Annotated in this window: 15 protein-coding genes; 9 read left to right on the top strand and 6 right to left on the bottom strand. The window is 49.1% G+C overall.

The window, feature by feature from the left end; genetic code table 11:
- Nucleotides 1–58: 58 nt before the first annotated feature.
- The gene (locus tag HFE01_RS10930) at nt 59–1,012 is read left to right on the top strand and encodes an alpha/beta hydrolase (RefSeq protein ID WP_031462426.1); all 954 of its coding nucleotides are present in this window, start codon (nt 59–61) and stop codon (nt 1,010–1,012) included.
- Nucleotides 1,013–1,108: 96 nt separating this feature from the next.
- Here HFE01_RS10930 and HFE01_RS10925 read toward each other — a convergent pair whose 3' ends face one another.
- Nucleotides 1,109–1,606, bottom strand: a complete 498-nt coding sequence (locus HFE01_RS10925) for a DUF1036 domain-containing protein (protein ID WP_016822728.1) — start codon at nt 1,604–1,606, stop codon at nt 1,109–1,111.
- 247 nt (nt 1,607–1,853) lie between these two features.
- On the opposite strand from HFE01_RS10925, the gene HFE01_RS10920 reads away from it, so the two are divergent.
- The 3 genes from HFE01_RS10920 to HFE01_RS10910 all read left to right on the top strand — a co-directional run bounded on the left by HFE01_RS10920 (nt 1,854) and on the right by HFE01_RS10910 (nt 5,886).
- Nucleotides 1,854–2,411 (top strand): glycerol-3-phosphate responsive antiterminator, encoded by a 558-nt coding sequence (locus HFE01_RS10920; RefSeq protein WP_031462425.1) that lies wholly within the window; start codon nt 1,854–1,856, stop codon nt 2,409–2,411.
- 53 nt (nt 2,412–2,464) lie between these two features.
- Nucleotides 2,465–3,955, top strand: coding sequence for a glycerol kinase GlpK (gene glpK, locus HFE01_RS10915; protein ID WP_026065518.1), 1,491 nt, complete (start codon nt 2,465–2,467; stop codon nt 3,953–3,955).
- Nucleotides 3,956–4,182: 227 nt separating this feature from the next.
- Entirely contained in the window at nt 4,183–5,886 is a 1,704-nt protein-coding gene (locus tag HFE01_RS10910; protein WP_049828225.1) for a glycerol-3-phosphate dehydrogenase/oxidase, read from the top strand.
- A gap of 151 nt (nt 5,887–6,037) precedes the next feature.
- Here the strand turns inward: HFE01_RS10910 and HFE01_RS10905 are convergent, their stop codons facing one another.
- Together HFE01_RS10905 and HFE01_RS10900 are read right to left on the bottom strand one after the other, a co-directional pair.
- Entirely contained in the window at nt 6,038–6,715 is a 678-nt protein-coding gene (locus HFE01_RS10905; protein WP_016822732.1) for a CidB/LrgB family autolysis modulator, read from the bottom strand.
- Nucleotides 6,712–7,083, bottom strand: coding sequence for a CidA/LrgA family protein (locus tag HFE01_RS10900; protein ID WP_016822733.1), 372 nt, complete (start codon nt 7,081–7,083; stop codon nt 6,712–6,714). Before HFE01_RS10900 ends, HFE01_RS10905 begins: the two co-directional genes overlap by 4 nt.
- Nucleotides 7,084–7,214: 131 nt before the next feature.
- Here HFE01_RS10900 and cidR point away from each other — a divergent pair, with 131 nt between their 5' ends.
- Complete coding sequence (cidR, locus tag HFE01_RS10895; RefSeq protein ID WP_025366094.1) at nt 7,215–8,120, top strand: cidABC operon transcriptional activator CidR; 906 nt, start codon at nt 7,215–7,217, stop codon at nt 8,118–8,120.
- Between the two features lie 63 nt (nt 8,121–8,183).
- Here cidR and HFE01_RS10890 read toward each other — a convergent pair whose 3' ends face one another.
- Complete coding sequence (locus HFE01_RS10890; RefSeq protein WP_013373596.1) at nt 8,184–8,357, bottom strand: aspartyl-phosphate phosphatase Spo0E family protein; 174 nt, start codon at nt 8,355–8,357, stop codon at nt 8,184–8,186.
- A 134-nt stretch (nt 8,358–8,491) separates the two neighbouring features.
- Nucleotides 8,492–9,568, bottom strand: a complete 1,077-nt coding sequence (locus HFE01_RS10885) for a diguanylate cyclase (protein ID WP_017428638.1) — start codon at nt 9,566–9,568, stop codon at nt 8,492–8,494.
- 168 nt (nt 9,569–9,736) lie between these two features.
- Here HFE01_RS10885 and HFE01_RS10880 point away from each other — a divergent pair, with 168 nt between their 5' ends.
- The 3 genes from HFE01_RS10880 to HFE01_RS10870 are packed head-to-tail and all read left to right on the top strand — an operon-like array spanning nt 9,737 to nt 13,255.
- Nucleotides 9,737–12,109, top strand: a complete 2,373-nt coding sequence (locus tag HFE01_RS10880) for an ATP-dependent DNA helicase (RefSeq protein WP_102997475.1) — start codon at nt 9,737–9,739, stop codon at nt 12,107–12,109.
- Nucleotides 12,099–12,608, top strand: a complete 510-nt coding sequence (locus HFE01_RS10875) for a MarR family winged helix-turn-helix transcriptional regulator (protein ID WP_016822737.1) — start codon at nt 12,099–12,101, stop codon at nt 12,606–12,608. Before HFE01_RS10880 ends, HFE01_RS10875 begins: the two co-directional genes overlap by 11 nt.
- A 38-nt stretch (nt 12,609–12,646) precedes the next feature.
- The gene (locus HFE01_RS10870) at nt 12,647–13,255 is read left to right on the top strand and encodes a pentapeptide repeat-containing protein (protein WP_017428636.1); all 609 of its coding nucleotides are present in this window, start codon (nt 12,647–12,649) and stop codon (nt 13,253–13,255) included.
- Nucleotides 13,256–13,331: 76 nt separating this feature from the next.
- Here HFE01_RS10870 and HFE01_RS10865 read toward each other — a convergent pair whose 3' ends face one another.
- Nucleotides 13,332–13,925, bottom strand: coding sequence for a hypothetical protein (locus HFE01_RS10865; protein ID WP_017428635.1), 594 nt, complete (start codon nt 13,923–13,925; stop codon nt 13,332–13,334).
- 214 nt (nt 13,926–14,139) lie between these two features.
- Here HFE01_RS10865 and HFE01_RS10860 point away from each other — a divergent pair, with 214 nt between their 5' ends.
- A complete protein-coding gene (locus tag HFE01_RS10860) occupies nt 14,140–15,096 on the top strand; it encodes a nucleoside hydrolase (RefSeq protein WP_013373589.1) in 957 nt (318 codons plus the stop codon).
- Nucleotides 15,097–15,153 lie beyond the last annotated feature (57 nt).

Here is a 15,153-nt window from a genome sequence, read left to right as displayed (position 1 = left end):
AATGTAAACCATATTGAATACATGTAGACCGCAAATAAGAAAGGAAGAGTGAAACGATATGAGTAAAAAAGTACAGTTGGAGCCCGCAGCGCAAAAATTCGCAGACGATAATGCCAAGCCTCCGTTTCTGTATGATTTGGGTCCTGAAAAAGGACGTGAAACGGTCAATGAGGTTCAATCCGGTCCAGCAGATAAACCTGCCGCAGATCTGGAGGATCTGTCGATTCCAGGTGGCCCTGGCGGTGAGGTGAAGGTCAGAATTGTTCGTCCACAACAGGTGACAGGTGATCTCCCGGTCATTGTATATATCCACGGAGCAGGCTGGGTATTCGGTAATGCTCATACGCATGACCGTCTGATTCGTGAATTGGCAGTAGGCTCACAGGCAGCTGTTGTATTCCCTGAATACAGCTTGTCACCTGAAGCTAAATATCCGACGGCGATTGAGGAAATTTACGCGGTCGTTCAATGGGTGGCACAGCATGGGCGCGAGCATGGGCTGAAGTCCGATACGCTGACGATCGCCGGAGATAGTGTCGGTGGTAACATGACTGCAGCTGTAACTCTGCTGGCCAAAGAACGCAGTGGCCCTGCCATTCGGCAACAGTTGCTGTTCTATCCGGTGACGGACGCTTCTTTTGATACGGAATCGTACCATGAGTTCGCCACAGGGTATTTCCTGAGCCGTGAAGGGATGCAATGGTTCTGGGATCAATATACGACAGATCCTAACGAACGAGCGCAGATCACGGCGTCCCCGTTACGTGCCACCACGGACCAGCTCAAAGGGCTACCGCGTGCGCTGGTTATTACAGGCGAGGCCGATGTGTTGCGTGATGAAGGGGAGGCTTATGCGAACAAGCTGCGTGAAGCTGGGGTAGATGTAACCGCTGTACGCTTTCAGGGCATCATACACGATTTTGTGATGCTGAACCCATTGTCGGAAACCGCGGCCAAGCGCGGTGCGATCACGCTTGCTACCTCGTGGCTGCGCCAAGGGTTTGGGGGCTAATTGTATAGACGAGTGAAGGAATACACAGTTAGTATGTAAGGAAGCGCCTCCCAGCTCATGGCGGGAGGTGCTTCTTTTGGTTCTGTTTATATAATTCTATTTGCGTTTACCATATAGCGGTTTTCTATTCTTGCCTAACTTCCCTAATTTTCCAGGTGATTTTATAAAGCTGAACTTCCCTAATTTAAAATTGGTTTTTCTTTTTTTCGCCACTAGAGTACGTCTTGACTTAGATGCACTTTGGGTACTATCTACAAGGTTTAGAGTGTAGTTTTCAAAATTGCCAACATTGATCTCCTCGAACCCCACACTTCTACAGCCCTGGCCCTGGCAACTTGCTATCCAGCATCTTGTGAAAGCCTCTCTAGGAACATCTGTGTAGAAATCACCACCCCACGAATTACCAAAACTGTCATGTCCGTAGACATAAAACGTTTGGTTTGCGGCTGATCCAGCTACAAGAAATGCGCGTCTACCGGGTTCTATACGGTACCACCCTCTCTTAGCATAGGTGATAGGACTACAACCAGAATCATAGTATCCAACGGCAACTGAAATAGGGTTAGACGTACTGTTACGAACATAAAAACCCATTCTATTCACTCCATTCTATGAAAGATTAATATCAATCTATGCGAATTCTCTGAAAAAGTAATAGACATACGGACAACCAAAAAGTACAAAAAAAGAACATGAGATGATCCATGGATGTGGTTTATAAATAAAGGAATATATGGAGTGTAAAGGGATATTCTTATGGAACCGCTTCACGTTCGTCGACCAGAGTGATAATATAAAATTTGAACGAATTTGACCGCCATTCGGCCTAAGGAGGATATCCATGCCATTTCAGGGACAACGCATTTTACCTGCAGCTAAGCACATGAAGCAGTTGGAGGATATTTTGGACAGCTCTTATGAGTATGCTGTTTTTCTGGATACGCATGTAGCGCAGTTGCGCAACTTGTACCAGATGGCAAGGAGCCGCAACAAGCAGATGCTTCTGCATGCCGACCTGGTGCAAGGTTTGAAGAATGACGAGTATGCCGCTGAGTATTTGTGTCAGGAGATTAAGCCATTTGGGATTATCTCGACCCGTTCCGGGGTGATTGCAACCGCCAAAAAAAAGGGAATCCTTGCTGTACAGCGAGTGTTCCTGCTGGATACGATTGCGCTGGAAAAAAGCTACGCACTGGTGGAAAAAACGCGCCCCGATTATATTGAGGTGCTGCCTGGTGTTGTGCCACCGATGATTGCGGAGGTCAGTGAACGTACAGGGATTCCCATTTTGGCTGGCGGACTTATACGTACCCCTGAGGATGTGGAGGCGGCGTTGGCAGCGGGAGCTACAGCAGTTACCACCTCCAATAAACAACTGTTTGAGCACTATAAGCGATAGCTTCTATTTGAATCAAGTAGGCAACATACATAAAGCAAGGAGACTGAAAAATGATGGAACAGTACATTCTTGCCTTGGATCAGGGCACAACTAGTTCGCGGGCCATCTTGTTTGATCGGCAGGGGAAAGTGGTGTACAAGGCACAACGGGAGTTTCCGCAGTATTTTCCCCAGCCGGGATGGGTAGAGCACAACGCGAATGAAATATGGAGCTCTATTTTGGCTGTCATCGCCTCTTGTCTGTCGGAATCAGGTGTGAAAGCCGGTCAAATTGCTGGAATTGGCATTACCAATCAACGGGAAACTGTGGTGGTGTGGGATAAACATACAGGCCTGCCGGTATATCATGCGCTGGTATGGCAGTCACGGCAAACGGCCGGGATTTGCGAGGACTTGAAAGGCCGTGGACTTGATCAAACTTTTCATAGCAAAACAGGGCTGCTCATTGATCCCTACTTTTCGGGTACCAAAGTCAAATGGATACTCGACAACGTTGAAGGAGCGAGAGCCCAGGCGGAACGCGGAGAGCTGTTGTTCGGTACAATCGATACCTGGCTGATCTGGAGACTGTCTGGCGGTAAAGCGCATGTAACGGACTATTCCAACGCTGCTCGTACGCTAATGTACAACATTTATGAGCTGAAATGGGATGAGGAGCTGCTGGATATTCTCGGCGTTCCTGCGTCTATGCTGCCGGAGGTGAGGTCATCCTCCGAAATATATGCGAATACGGTGGATTATCATTTTTTTGGACAGGAAATTCCCATTGCCGGAGCGGCGGGCGATCAGCAAGCAGCTTTGTTCGGTCAGGGCTGCTTTGACAAAGGCATGATTAAAAATACATACGGTACGGGCTGCTTTATGCTGATGAATACCGGAGATGAACCCTGTGAATCGAAGCATGGACTGATTACGACCATTGCATGGGGGTTGAACGGTCAGGTGAAGTATGCGTTGGAGGGCAGCATTTTTGTAGCCGGGTCTGCTATTCAGTGGCTGCGTGACGGGCTGCGTATGTTCCGCGAGGCCAAAGACAGTGAAGCGTATGCGGCGCGGGTGACCTCAACGGAGGGTGTATATTTTGTCCCAGCCTTTGTGGGTCTTGGCAGCCCGTATTGGGACAGTGATGTGCGCGGCGCGACCTTTGGCTTAACACGGGGAACATCCAAGGAGCATTTTATACGAGCGGTACTGGAATCGCTGGCCTACCAGACCAAAGATGTTCTAACCGCCATGGCGAGCGAATCGGGTGTACCTGTGCGCTCATTGCGTGTAGATGGGGGCGCAGTGATGAACGAGTTCCTGATGCAGTTCCAGAGCGATATTCTCGATCTGCCCGTGGAACGACCTGCTGTGAACGAGACAACGGCACTGGGGGCGGCGTATTTGGCAGGGCTGGCAGTCGGCTTCTGGGACAGTTTGGATGAAGTCCGGGGATATGCTCAGAGTGACCGAACCTTCACTCCGACCATGAGTGAAGAAGTGCGGGCTGAACGATATGGCGGCTGGAAAAAGGCAGTCCATGCCGCGATGGCGTTCAAGTAAAGGTGGTTTTACGACAGTAGGCAGTCAGCTGACAACAGGCAGATTCCCCTTTTCATCGTGTACTGTGTATGCTACGATATAGATAAGTTAATACTCGTCAGGAGACTTGGAGAGACCATGAACCGCTCGGCATCCGCCGCAGCGATGTTCGTGGTCTTTTTTTGTATCTTTTGGTGATTCGGTGTCAGATGGCAAAGCAGACATGTACGAAATTGGAGGGATAGATGATGGGAGAACAGGGATTTGCTGCACAGGAGAGAACGGCTGTTTTGGAACGTATGGGGCGTGAGCATTTTGATATTTTAATAATTGGTGGCGGCATTACAGGGGCGGGAATTGCGCTGGACGCTGCGGATCGTGGTTTGAAGACGGCTCTGGTGGAAATGCAGGATTTTGCAGCAGGGACATCCAGTCGTTCTACCAAGCTGGTGCATGGCGGTCTTCGTTATTTGAAGCAATTTGAGGTTAAGATGGTAGCCGAGGTCGGGAAGGAACGAGCTATCGTATTTGAAAATGGCCCTCATGTGACCATTCCGGAGCGTATGTTGCTTCCTTTTCACCAGGGTGGCACATTTAATGCATTCACCACCTCGATTGGTCTGCTGGTGTATGACTTCCTCGCTGGCGTGAAGCGTAGTGAGCGTCGCCGCATGCTGGACATCCAGGCTACGCTGGAGCGCGAGCCTTTGCTGAAGAGAGAAGGACTGAAGGGAAGCGGTAGTTATGTGGAGTACCGCACAGATGATGCTCGCCTAACGATTGAGGTGATGAAGGAAGCCGTTACACGAGGGGCGCTGGCCGTGAACTATGCCAAGGCTGATAAGCTGCTGTATGACAGCGGACGAATAAGCGGCGCCAGTGTAACCGATCGGATCACGGGAAAGCCCTACGAGATCAGGGCTTCGCTGGTCATTAACGCTGCCGGGCCATGGGTAGATACATTGCGGGAAATGGATCGCTCCAAAGAGGGCAAGGTGCTTCGCCTGACGAAGGGTATCCACCTGGTATTCGATGCTGGGCGCTTCCCGCTTCAACAGGCAGTGTACTTCGATACACCGGATGGACGCATGGTATTCGCGATCCCGCGTGATGGCAAAACCTATGCAGGTACGACCGATACGGTATATGAGGGGGATACGTCGCATCCCCGGATGACCGCCGAAGACCGGGCGTATGTGCTTCAAGCGATCAACGGGATGTTCCCGGATGTGAAGCTGACAGTTGCAGATGTGGAATCCAGTTGGGCAGGGGTACGCCCGCTCATTTATGAAGATGGTAAAAGCCCTTCAGAAATTTCACGTAAGGACGAAATTTGGGAATCCCGTTCAGGTCTGATCACGATTGCAGGCGGCAAGCTGACAGGCTACCGGAAAATGTCCGAACTCGTCGTGGATCGCGCGGTGCGGGGGCTGGGCCGCTTGCATGGGCAAAGCTTTCGGGCATGCCGCACGAGGCATATCCCGATTTCGGGCGGCAATGTAGGCGGTTCGGCGGGTTGGGACGCTTTCGTGAGCAAGCAAGCCGCAGCGGGTGCCGCGCTCGGTCTGTCGCCAGAAACCGCCAGAGCATGGGCTGCTCGCTATGGCTCAAATGTGGAGCGACTGTTCGCCATAGCGACACGGAGCATGAAGAACGCCACCGAGACGGAAGCGGCGTTGCCTATAGAAGTGCGTGTTCCGCTATTGTACGCGATGGAACAGGAAATGACGGTGACACCGTCTGACTTTTTCATACGTCGCACTGGAGCACTGTTCTTTCAGATTGACGAGGTGAAGCGCTGGAAGCAGGCTGTCATTGCATGGATGTCCGAGTACGCAGGCTGGAGCGCCGAGCAAGAACGCCAATATACGACTGAGCTGGATGCTTATCTGTATGAAGCTGTGACACCTGTAGAGGTAGAGGCGGAACCCAGCGCTGTTAAAGCCATCTGATACAACGTGAGGGATGCGTATCCTTTACCGCTCCGCTTCTCTACAATCGTTTCGTTTCTCACCACTGCTTTAAGCGAAAAAGGGTCTTACAAAACAAAAGCAGCGATTCTCTATTCATAAGAGAATCGCTGCTTCATTGTATACAGATGGCTTACAGCATCAGGTGGAACAGGAATGGGGCAGCCGCCAAGGTAAAGAGAGCGGCGAGCACCATCGAGATGCTGGAAATCGTACCTGTCAACGAACTGAACTCGAACGCTTTGGAAGTACCCGTACCATGAGCACCGGTACCAAGCAATACCCCGCGTGAAACCTCATTTTCAATCCGAAACAGTTTGACAATCATCGGGCCGATAATAAGACCGCTCAATCCGGTCAGAATAACGAATACAGCCGTGACCGTCGGATTACCGCCAATCGTTTGCGATACATTCATCGCAATAGGTGTCGTAATGGAGCGAGGAATCAGGCTGCTTAGCAGCGAGGAGTCCAGGTGCATCCACTTGGCGAGCGCCATAGAGGACAGCACGGCTACGACAGATCCAGATAACACGCTAAGCACGATTTGAGCCGCGTGTTTTTTTAACACAGGGAAATATCGGTACAAAGGGACAGCAAATGCAATCGTAGCTGGCTGTAGCAGCATGGATAGAAAATGAGCGCCTGAATTATAAGAACGGTAGTTCACACCCGTCAGCGTCAAAATCAAAATGATAACCACAGGTGTAATGAGCAATGGGGACAAATACACCTTGGGCAATGTGCGGTACATGCGTTTGGCCATCCAGTAAATAGCAAGTGTTAATATAATACATAGAAGACCGGTCATGATGATTTATGCTCCTTTCGTTTGCCAAGCAGACTGGCGATCATACCTGTGCAGGCCATCACTAGGAAGGTGCCGAGCAGCACGACCAGCATAATGCTCATGCCGTCGTGTTCCAGCATCGGCCAATAATTCATAACGCCAACAGCGGAGGGAATAAAGAATAATAGCAGCTCGGCCAGCAACCAGTTAGCGCCAACCTCGATCCAGCTTAGTCGAACCACGCCCGTTTGCAGCAGAATAAAGAGAATCAGCATACCGATGATACTACCGGGTACAGGCAGGTGGAGCCAGGAGACCACCGCGTTCAGGATGAGCGAAAAGGCCATCAGGACGGCGATCTGAAGGACACCGCGTATGAAGCTTTTCATATATAAAGTCTCCTATCTTCGAGATCCGTTATTTTCAAACTGTAATGAAATTTTACATCACAAGCTTTCATGAGTAAAATGCATATAAAGAATGAAGTCTATTCCGTTTGTCTATGGAAGAAGGTGTAGCTTTGGATATCCGACATTTGCAATATTTTCTGGAAGTCGCGCGGTTGCGCAGCTTTACGAAGGCAGCCCAGAGCATGTTTATTACCCAGCCGACGATCAGTAAGACGATTAAAAGCCTGGAAGAAGAATTGGGAGTTACTCTGTTCGATCGGATTGGCAAAAAAATCGAACTGACGGATGCGGGCAAGGTCATTGAGCTTCAGGCCCAAGCGATTGTGAAGTCCTTTCAGAGCCTGTCCTCGGAACTGAGTGATTTGATGAACCTGAAAAAAGGACATATCCGCATTGGTCTGCCTCCTATGGTCGGATCGAGCTTTTTTCCGCGTGTCATTGGTGAATTTCACAAGGCCTTTCCCGATGTGACGATTCAATTGTTCGAGGATGGAGCGAAGAAAGTGGAGCAGGACGTAGAAGCTGGCGCGCTGGATATCGGGGTGATTGTGCTGCCACCGGTTGGAGATATGTTCGAGACATTCCTATTTGTGGAGGAAAAGTTGAATCTGCTCGTTCATCCTACACATGCATTGGCTGAGTGCAAGGAGGTGCCGCTATCTGCGTTAGCAGAGGAGGCGTTTGTGCTGTTCCGTGAGGATTTTACGCTGCATGACCGTATCATTGCCGAATGTGTTCGTGCCGGCTTTCAGCCGCGTGTAGTCTACGAAAGCTCTCAATGGGATTTGATTAGCGAAATGGTTGCTGCCAACCTGGGAGTAGCGTTATTGCCGGAGGCGATATGCCGGGATTTGGATTCCGAACGTTTGCGTGTTCTTCCGCTGGTGGACCCTGTCATTCCTTGGCATTTGGGGATGATTTGGCGGAACGATCGGTATCTGTCCTTTGCTGCCAGAGAGTGGATATCCTTCACACAGCGATTGTTGCGGACAGAATATGGCGGAAGTCGTCGGTGAGAAGGACGGAAGTGGCTTACATCATAAAAAAGCTGCCCTGAGGGGCAGCGAAGTAGCTTGCTTTTATGAGTGTGTTTGGTTGATTGCGCGCTTGGTGTGAAGGTACTTGTCCATAATACGGTCAAGCCTGGAGGATTTGTCCAATACACGTTCATCTCTTAATCCGTGTAAGTCAGCCATGCGATTCAGTTCACGGCGTTCTTTTTCCATGAGTTTTTCCAATTGTTCGAGGTTCACAAAGCCCACCCCCCATGTCGATTGTAAGGCATGTCTCCACTAGCGGCAGAAGTTTTTTTGATAACGATGTTATTTCCATTTTACCACTTTTTATTAACATTAATCCAGCTTTCCTGACATTTAGCGACTAATAATTATGGTTTTGCCAACTTTACCTGATTGCGTCCTGACCGTTTAGCTTCATATAATGCTTCGTCTGCTTTTTCGAGTAAGTGCCTTGATGCAATGACAGGAGAACTGCCTGCTCCGATGGATACGGTTAAAGAGATTATGGTTCCGTCATTCAAGAGAAAACATTCATTTTCCACAGCTTTCCGAATCTTCTCGGCAAAGCTTGTCGCCTTTTCGGTATCACAATCTCCGAGTAAAATTGCAAATTCCTCTCCGCCCTTACGGGAGGGATATGCTCTTGTTGTAGATTCCCGGTTTAACAGAATTCCCAGTTGGCTTAAGACGGTGTCTCCGTTCAAATGGCCATACGTATCATTAATTTTTTTAAAGTGGTCAATATCTAGCATCACGAGTCCAAAGGGTTTTTTTGTAGTCTTGGAAGCATGAAGTACCTCTTCGAACAGCGCATCAAAAGCACGCGGACTGTATAACCCGGTTAAATGATCCCGGTTTGCAGCTTCTTCCAGCAGATGAATAGCCCGTTCTGTTTTTTTGATATGGGACATCATAAAATAAGTGAACAAGCCGCCAAGCATCTTAACGGTTGTGATTATTATAATAGTTTCCGAATTCGGAGGATTAGCCACAAAGAAAGTAGATAACAGCGACACAACAACAGCTCCAAGCACGGCTGACATCCATTTGCTGAGTGTTAGCCTTTTTTCTCGAATAAAGATAAGTGAAACGACTAATGTCATGAAGCAATTGACAGTAGCAGTCAAAGAAATATCCGTCCAACCTCCAGTGATGTAAATACGGTACAGGCTTATGATCAGAGTGGTCAGTAGTCCAGATACCGATCCTCCCATATAAACAGATATGATAATCGCCAATTGGCGCAGATCAACCACAATGTACCCACGGATCCATAAACCGGTCATCATTAACAGAATGCCAAACAGACCCAGCATTAAACCGTTCATTACCCGATGAATGAGTGCGTGGTTTTTCAGGTAACGTTCATATTTCCGGGAAAATAAATTTCCAAAGAATAAGAAGCTCGTTAATAACGCAAAATTGTTAATTAATTCTTTTAACATATCCCTGTCCTTTATGCTGTAATGTGAGTTGTAGTATCGTTGGGAATAAAGAAAAAGGCCTCGTTTCTATATTTCGGTAAAAATTAGATATGAATGAATACCAATCGACCACAAACGATGCTTATGTCCCTTACGTTTCGTTGATCTACGTGGTACAGTGTAAGGACTATGACCGGAACGGGTGATCGTATGAAGGAACCAATTCACATTTCGGTGCGTCCACTTGTGGAATATGTGCATCGAAGTGGCAGCATTCAGAGCGGCTTTCGTTCGAATAGCAGTATGCAGGAAGGAACTCGCGTGCATCAGGTTATCCAGAAAGGTTACAAGGAGCATGACCGCAAAGAGGTGCATTTACGTACAGAAATTTTGTATGAGGGTGAATTGTTTATCATTGAAGGCCGCTGTGACGGACTGATTGAGCTGGATGGCGTATGGACGGTTGATGAAATTAAATCAATCTCTCAGCCCCTCGAAGATATTCAGGGGGACGGCCAGCCGGTGCACTGGGCACAAGCATTTCTGTATGCCTATATGATTGCTCGTGAGGAACAGCATCATTCCATGCAAGTTCAACTTACTTATGTACAAGCACACAGTGAAAATATTCGCCGCTTCAGACGGATGCTAGCTTTTGCAGAGCTGGAGGCTTTCGCTCAGGAAATGATTGCTGGTTATGCACCGTATGCATTCCTGCTGAGAGCACATGCGGAGAAGAGGGATACCAGTATTGTTATGTTGGAGTTTCCTTTTGACACATATCGCTCAGGTCAACGAACTCTAGCGGGTTCGGTGTATAAGACGATTGCCGAAGGGGTTAACCTGTTTGCCAAAGCACCCACAGGTATCGGTAAAACGGTATCCACTTTGTATCCTGCGATTAAGGCGATCGGCGAAGGACTGGCTAGGCGAGTATATTATGTAACGGCGCGTACCACCACTCGGGCAGCAGCTGAAGAGGCATATGCCCGAATGCAGGCCCGAGGGCTGCACATGCATGTGGTAACGTTGACGGCGAAGGATAAAATTTGCTTCAAGCATGAAAATGATTGCGATGCAGGAGCATGCAGCATGTGCGAGGGCTATTACGACCGGATTAACGGTGCGGTGTCCGATATTTTGGCGAATGAGACGTTAATGACGCGGGCGGTGATTGAGCATTATGCGCGCAAGCATAAGGTATGTCCCTTTGAATTTTCGCTAGATGTGGCGTATGCCTCGGATGGTATAATCAGTGATTATAATTATGTTTTTGATCCACGGATTTCTCTGAAAAGATTGCTGGAGGAGCACAAGCGAAAAGGTGTTGTGCTGGTGGATGAGGCGCATAATCTGGTGGAACGCGGTCGGGACATGTTTTCGGCGGAAATCCTGAAATCTTCTTTTCTGGAACTGAAGAGAGAATTTAAGTTGCTTAGCCCTGAGATTGCTGCGGCTGCGAGTGCAGTGAACGCACATATGATTACGCTGCGCAAGCTGCATGCAGATACAGGAAAAGCAGTGGAAACATCAGCACCGCAAGGGGTGCTAGAGCTGTTAGTGCCTTTTGTGGAGGCAGCTGAACGTGAACTGGTGGCGGGGAGCAGTACAAGCCGCGCAAGCAGTGAGGGGACGGCCTACGCATTGCTTCTGGATACGTATTTTACCGCTCAAAATATGCTGCGAATCGCTGCTCTATACGATGAACGTTACGTTACTTATATTGAAGCGGGGCGCAGTGAGGTGAGGATCAAGCTGTTCTGCCTCGATCCTTCGCATTTGCTGGGACAGGCTGTAAAGAACTACCGCTCAACTATATATTTTTCGGCGACATTGACACCGCTTGCTTATTACCGGGACATGCTCGGAGCAAGCGAGGAAGACTATACGTTACAGGTCCCTTCCCCTTTCCATCAGGAGCAATGGGATGTACGCCTGCTGCCGCTCTCCATCCGTTATCGGGATCGTGAGCGTTCCAAAGGGGCGATTGCCGATATGCTGGCTGGATTGGTTGCGGAGCGGAAAGGGAACGTCCTTGTGTTTTTCCCGTCTTATCCGTATCTGCGTGAGGTATACGAGGAGTTCATGCTTCGGGACGTGTCTGCAGATACGTTGGTACAAAGTCCAGGTATGACCGAACCGGAGCGTGATCGGTTCCTGGACACCTTCCAGCCTGAGCAAGAGCGTACCCTGCTTGGGTTTGCCGTACTGGGGGGTGTGTTTGCTGAAGGCGTCGATTTACCGGGTGATCGCTTAAACGGGGTAGTGGTCGTCGGCGTCGGCTTGCCGCAAATTGGAGCGGAGCGGGACGTGCTGCGGGATTATTTTTCGGAACAGGGACGAAATGGTTTCAACTATGCGTATGTATATCCGGGGATGAACAAGGTTCTTCAGGCAGGTGGCAGACTTATTCGCACAGAGCATGACGAAGGGCTGCTGGTCCTGGTAGATGATCGTTTTGCCAAGGAGCCATATGCTTCTTTGCTGCCAGACGAATGGAAAAGCTACCGTTTGACGGAACAAGCGGGATTAAGGAAGGAATGGATGGACTATGAATTTTAATTTTCATAATGATTCCATACGCGGGGTGCTGCGTAGCTTTGGACATGAGGATGCCGAAGTAGATAATATAGAGACTTTTGTGACATTTGCGCGCTTGGCTAACGGTATTTTCAGGGAAATGGATACAGATTTGACCAAGTTGGGGGCTTCTCAGGGCCGGATTATTGTTCTTAGTCTGTTGCATTGCCATGCGCCGCATCGCATGACACCATCGGAGTTAGCGGAAAAAGCGGATGTCACGCGTGGAACCATGACGGGGTTGATCGACGGATTAGAGCGAGATGGCATGATTGAACGTGTGGCTCATGAGAGTGACGGACGGATGGTGACTGTCGGCTTAAAAGAGGCAGGACGAGAGCTATTAAGTAAGATAGTCCCTTATTATACGAAGCTGATTCGGTCATGCATGTCTGAGTTTACGCCACAGGATCATAAGATGATGAAGGGTTTGCTTGGAAAAATGAAAAACGGTTTTGAGCGGTCGTTGCCGAAAAGCTGAATCCCTGATGTCGGGGATAAGGAATAGGAGAGGGAAATATGTTCTTTTATACAGATGAGGTCTATGAAGGCCGTGATTTTGGCTCAATGGATGCCAGAGAAGGCGAGTGGAGAAATTGCGAGTTTACCCGTTGTCGCTTTCGGGGTGTAGAGATGAATGAGTCTCTTGTAGAAGGTTGTACGTTTGTGGACTGTGATTTTACCGGAGCCATCCTGAATGCATCTCACTACAAGGAGTCCGCTTTTACCAATTGTCTATTCACCAGCACGAATCTGTTTGTAGTCCGGTTTGATAACTGTAAGCTGGTAGGTTCAGACTTTGCAGGGGCAAATATGGATGGGATCACGATTACGGGCGGAGACTGGTCCTATACGAACTTACGTCATGCAGATTTAAGAAAACAGGATTTGCGAAAAATACGCTTCAAGGAAGCTGATTTATCCGAATGCCATCTGGAAAAGGCAGATTTGCGGGAGGCGGATCTTACTCGGGTAAGGCTGCACAAAGCCCACCTTCAAGGAACAGACCTGCGCGGTGCGAAGATGGATGGCGTGAATTTTAAAGATTTGGACATCACCGGAGCTAAGCTAGATATCGAGCAGGCCGTAGCAGTGGCCCGCTCCTATGGAGCCAAGGTAGATGGTTAAAAGCACGGAGATACAGGGGCTGTCTCGACCTGTGTTACCCCGTGCTGGAGAATTGGAGAATACTAAGTCTGAAAAATTATTCTTTATGGGATGCCGGCAGTAGCGGAATCGCTGCTGCCGGATTTTGATTTGGCAACTGATCAACTCCCACGGGATCTAGAGGCTGCTGTGGTACTGTCCAGTTGCGTGCCGTATCTGCGGCAGTTTGCTGCTCCAGCAGGCGTTTGGCCACTTCGTAGCACTCATCAATATGCCGGTTGCCAATGGTCCGCATTGCAGTAAAGCCAATCGCTGCGGCTAGTCCTTGCCCCAGTAGAGGGACAAACTTGCTAACCTGCTTGGTGGCGATGCGAATGCCCATTTTCTGCAAAATCTTCACGATGGCTTCTCGGGTGATGAGTCGTCCGATTAGCTTGCTGCCAATTGAAGTGATAAAGCCATACACCATCGACTTTGTTTCTGCATCCAGACCCTCCAACTGCTGCTCAGATAATCCGAATTTTTCATTAATGGCAGGCAGTAGCTGCATCAAAATGCCGACATCAGCAAGAACGTCAGCCCCTGGAATGGGGACCAATACAGCTCCCCCTGAAGCTGCGGCCCTTTTCGTCACCATGGATTTACACTCTTTGCGGATCTGCTCCAACTCTTCTATTGTTCGGACTGTCATATGCATCTCTCCTTCCTACGCTTCCGATTAGGACCCATGCCTCTACCCTGTTATTACACACAATTCTATCTTTTTTAAGCATGGAGCAGATAAAAAAATCCCTGATGCACGTACTATCACACATTTACTCCTGTGTAGCGATCAGGCATAATGAAGGATGGTTGCCGATAAAAGAACAAGCCTGTTTTACGGGGATAAAGGAAGGAAGAGACAGATGAGTCAGACAAACGTTTATTTTAATCATGATGGTGGAGTGGATGATCTAGTATCCCTGTTTATGCTGCTTCAGATGGAACAGGTTCATTTGACCGGAGTATCGGTTATTCCAGCAGATGGTTACCTGGAGCCGGCGACGGATGCCAGCCGTAAAATTATTGATCGTTTTGGACAAAATAAAGGGCCTGTTGAAGTCGCCAAGTCTAATTCACGCGGTAAAAATCCGTTTCCTGCCGCTTGGCGTTTACATTCCTTCTATGTAGATGCATTACCTGTGCTGAATGAATCGGGGCGAATGGAAGCACCGCTTTCATCCCTGCCAGCTCATCAGCATCTAATTGAAAAGGTACGCGGAGCTGAAGGTAAAACGCTGTTGCTATTCACTGGACCGCTAACCGATCTGGCACGGGCGCTGGATGAAGCACCGGATATTGAAGCCAAGATTGAAAAGCTGGTATGGATGGGCGGCACCTTTGAAAAAGGGAATGTGGAGGAGCCGGAGCATGACGGTACCGCAGAGTGGAATGTGTTCTGGGACCCGGAAGCGGCCTATCGAGTATGGCAAAGCGGCATCACAATTGATCTGGTAGCGCTGGAAAGCACAAGCAAAGTGCCTTTAACTCCAGCCGTACGCAATCGTTGGGCTGCCGAGCGCCGATATGAAGGCGTTGATTTCCTGGGCAATTGTTACGCAGGATGTCCTCCGCTCGTGTATAGCGAGACCAACTCAACATATTACCTGTGGGATGTACTGACCACTGCATCTGTAGGACGCCCGGATATTGTCAAGAAAAAGACGGTGCATTGCAGTGTTATCGCAGAAGGCCCAAGTCAGGGCAGAACGGTGGAACAGGCGGATGGGCGCCCTGTGAACCTGGTATATGATACAGACCCGGAAGCCTTCTTTACGTATATGGCGGATTTGGCCAAGCAGGCTGCTCCCAAACGTTACTAAGTCCAACTGTCCACAAACGTGTGGCATAAATTGATCATACTACCTGGCGCGTATGCA

The organism is Paenibacillus sp. EKM10P (assembly GCF_011800655.1).
GTDB classification, from domain to species: Bacteria; Bacillota; Bacilli; order Paenibacillales; family Paenibacillaceae; genus Paenibacillus; species Paenibacillus polymyxa.
This window is presented reverse-complemented; position numbering and strand designations above follow the sequence as displayed.

What these genes read in the sequence shown, in the direction of transcription:
- HFE01_RS10900 (WP_016822733.1), bottom strand. Translation starts at nt 7,083, where the DNA reads ATGAAAAGCTTCATACGCGGTGTCCTTCAGATCGCCGTCCTGATGGCC.
- HFE01_RS10860 (WP_013373589.1), top strand. Translation starts at nt 14,140, where the DNA reads ATGAGTCAGACAAACGTTTATTTTAATCATGATGGTGGAGTGGATGAT.
- glpK (WP_026065518.1), top strand. Translation starts at nt 2,465, where the DNA reads ATGGAACAGTACATTCTTGCCTTGGATCAGGGCACAACTAGTTCGCGG.
- HFE01_RS10925 (WP_016822728.1), bottom strand. Translation starts at nt 1,606, where the DNA reads ATGGGTTTTTATGTTCGTAACAGTACGTCTAACCCTATTTCAGTTGCC.
- HFE01_RS10930 (WP_031462426.1), top strand. Translation starts at nt 59, where the DNA reads ATGAGTAAAAAAGTACAGTTGGAGCCCGCAGCGCAAAAATTCGCAGAC.
- HFE01_RS10905 (WP_016822732.1), bottom strand. Translation starts at nt 6,715, where the DNA reads ATGACCGGTCTTCTATGTATTATATTAACACTTGCTATTTACTGGATG.
- HFE01_RS10885 (WP_017428638.1), bottom strand. Translation starts at nt 9,568, where the DNA reads ATGTTAAAAGAATTAATTAACAATTTTGCGTTATTAACGAGCTTCTTA.
- HFE01_RS10875 (WP_016822737.1), top strand. Translation starts at nt 12,099, where the DNA reads ATGAATTTTAATTTTCATAATGATTCCATACGCGGGGTGCTGCGTAGC.
- HFE01_RS10880 (WP_102997475.1), top strand. Translation starts at nt 9,737, where the DNA reads ATGACCGGAACGGGTGATCGTATGAAGGAACCAATTCACATTTCGGTG.
- HFE01_RS10910 (WP_049828225.1), top strand. Translation starts at nt 4,183, where the DNA reads ATGGGAGAACAGGGATTTGCTGCACAGGAGAGAACGGCTGTTTTGGAA.
- HFE01_RS10920 (WP_031462425.1), top strand. Translation starts at nt 1,854, where the DNA reads ATGCCATTTCAGGGACAACGCATTTTACCTGCAGCTAAGCACATGAAG.
- HFE01_RS10870 (WP_017428636.1), top strand. Translation starts at nt 12,647, where the DNA reads ATGTTCTTTTATACAGATGAGGTCTATGAAGGCCGTGATTTTGGCTCA.
- HFE01_RS10865 (WP_017428635.1), bottom strand. Translation starts at nt 13,925, where the DNA reads ATGACAGTCCGAACAATAGAAGAGTTGGAGCAGATCCGCAAAGAGTGT.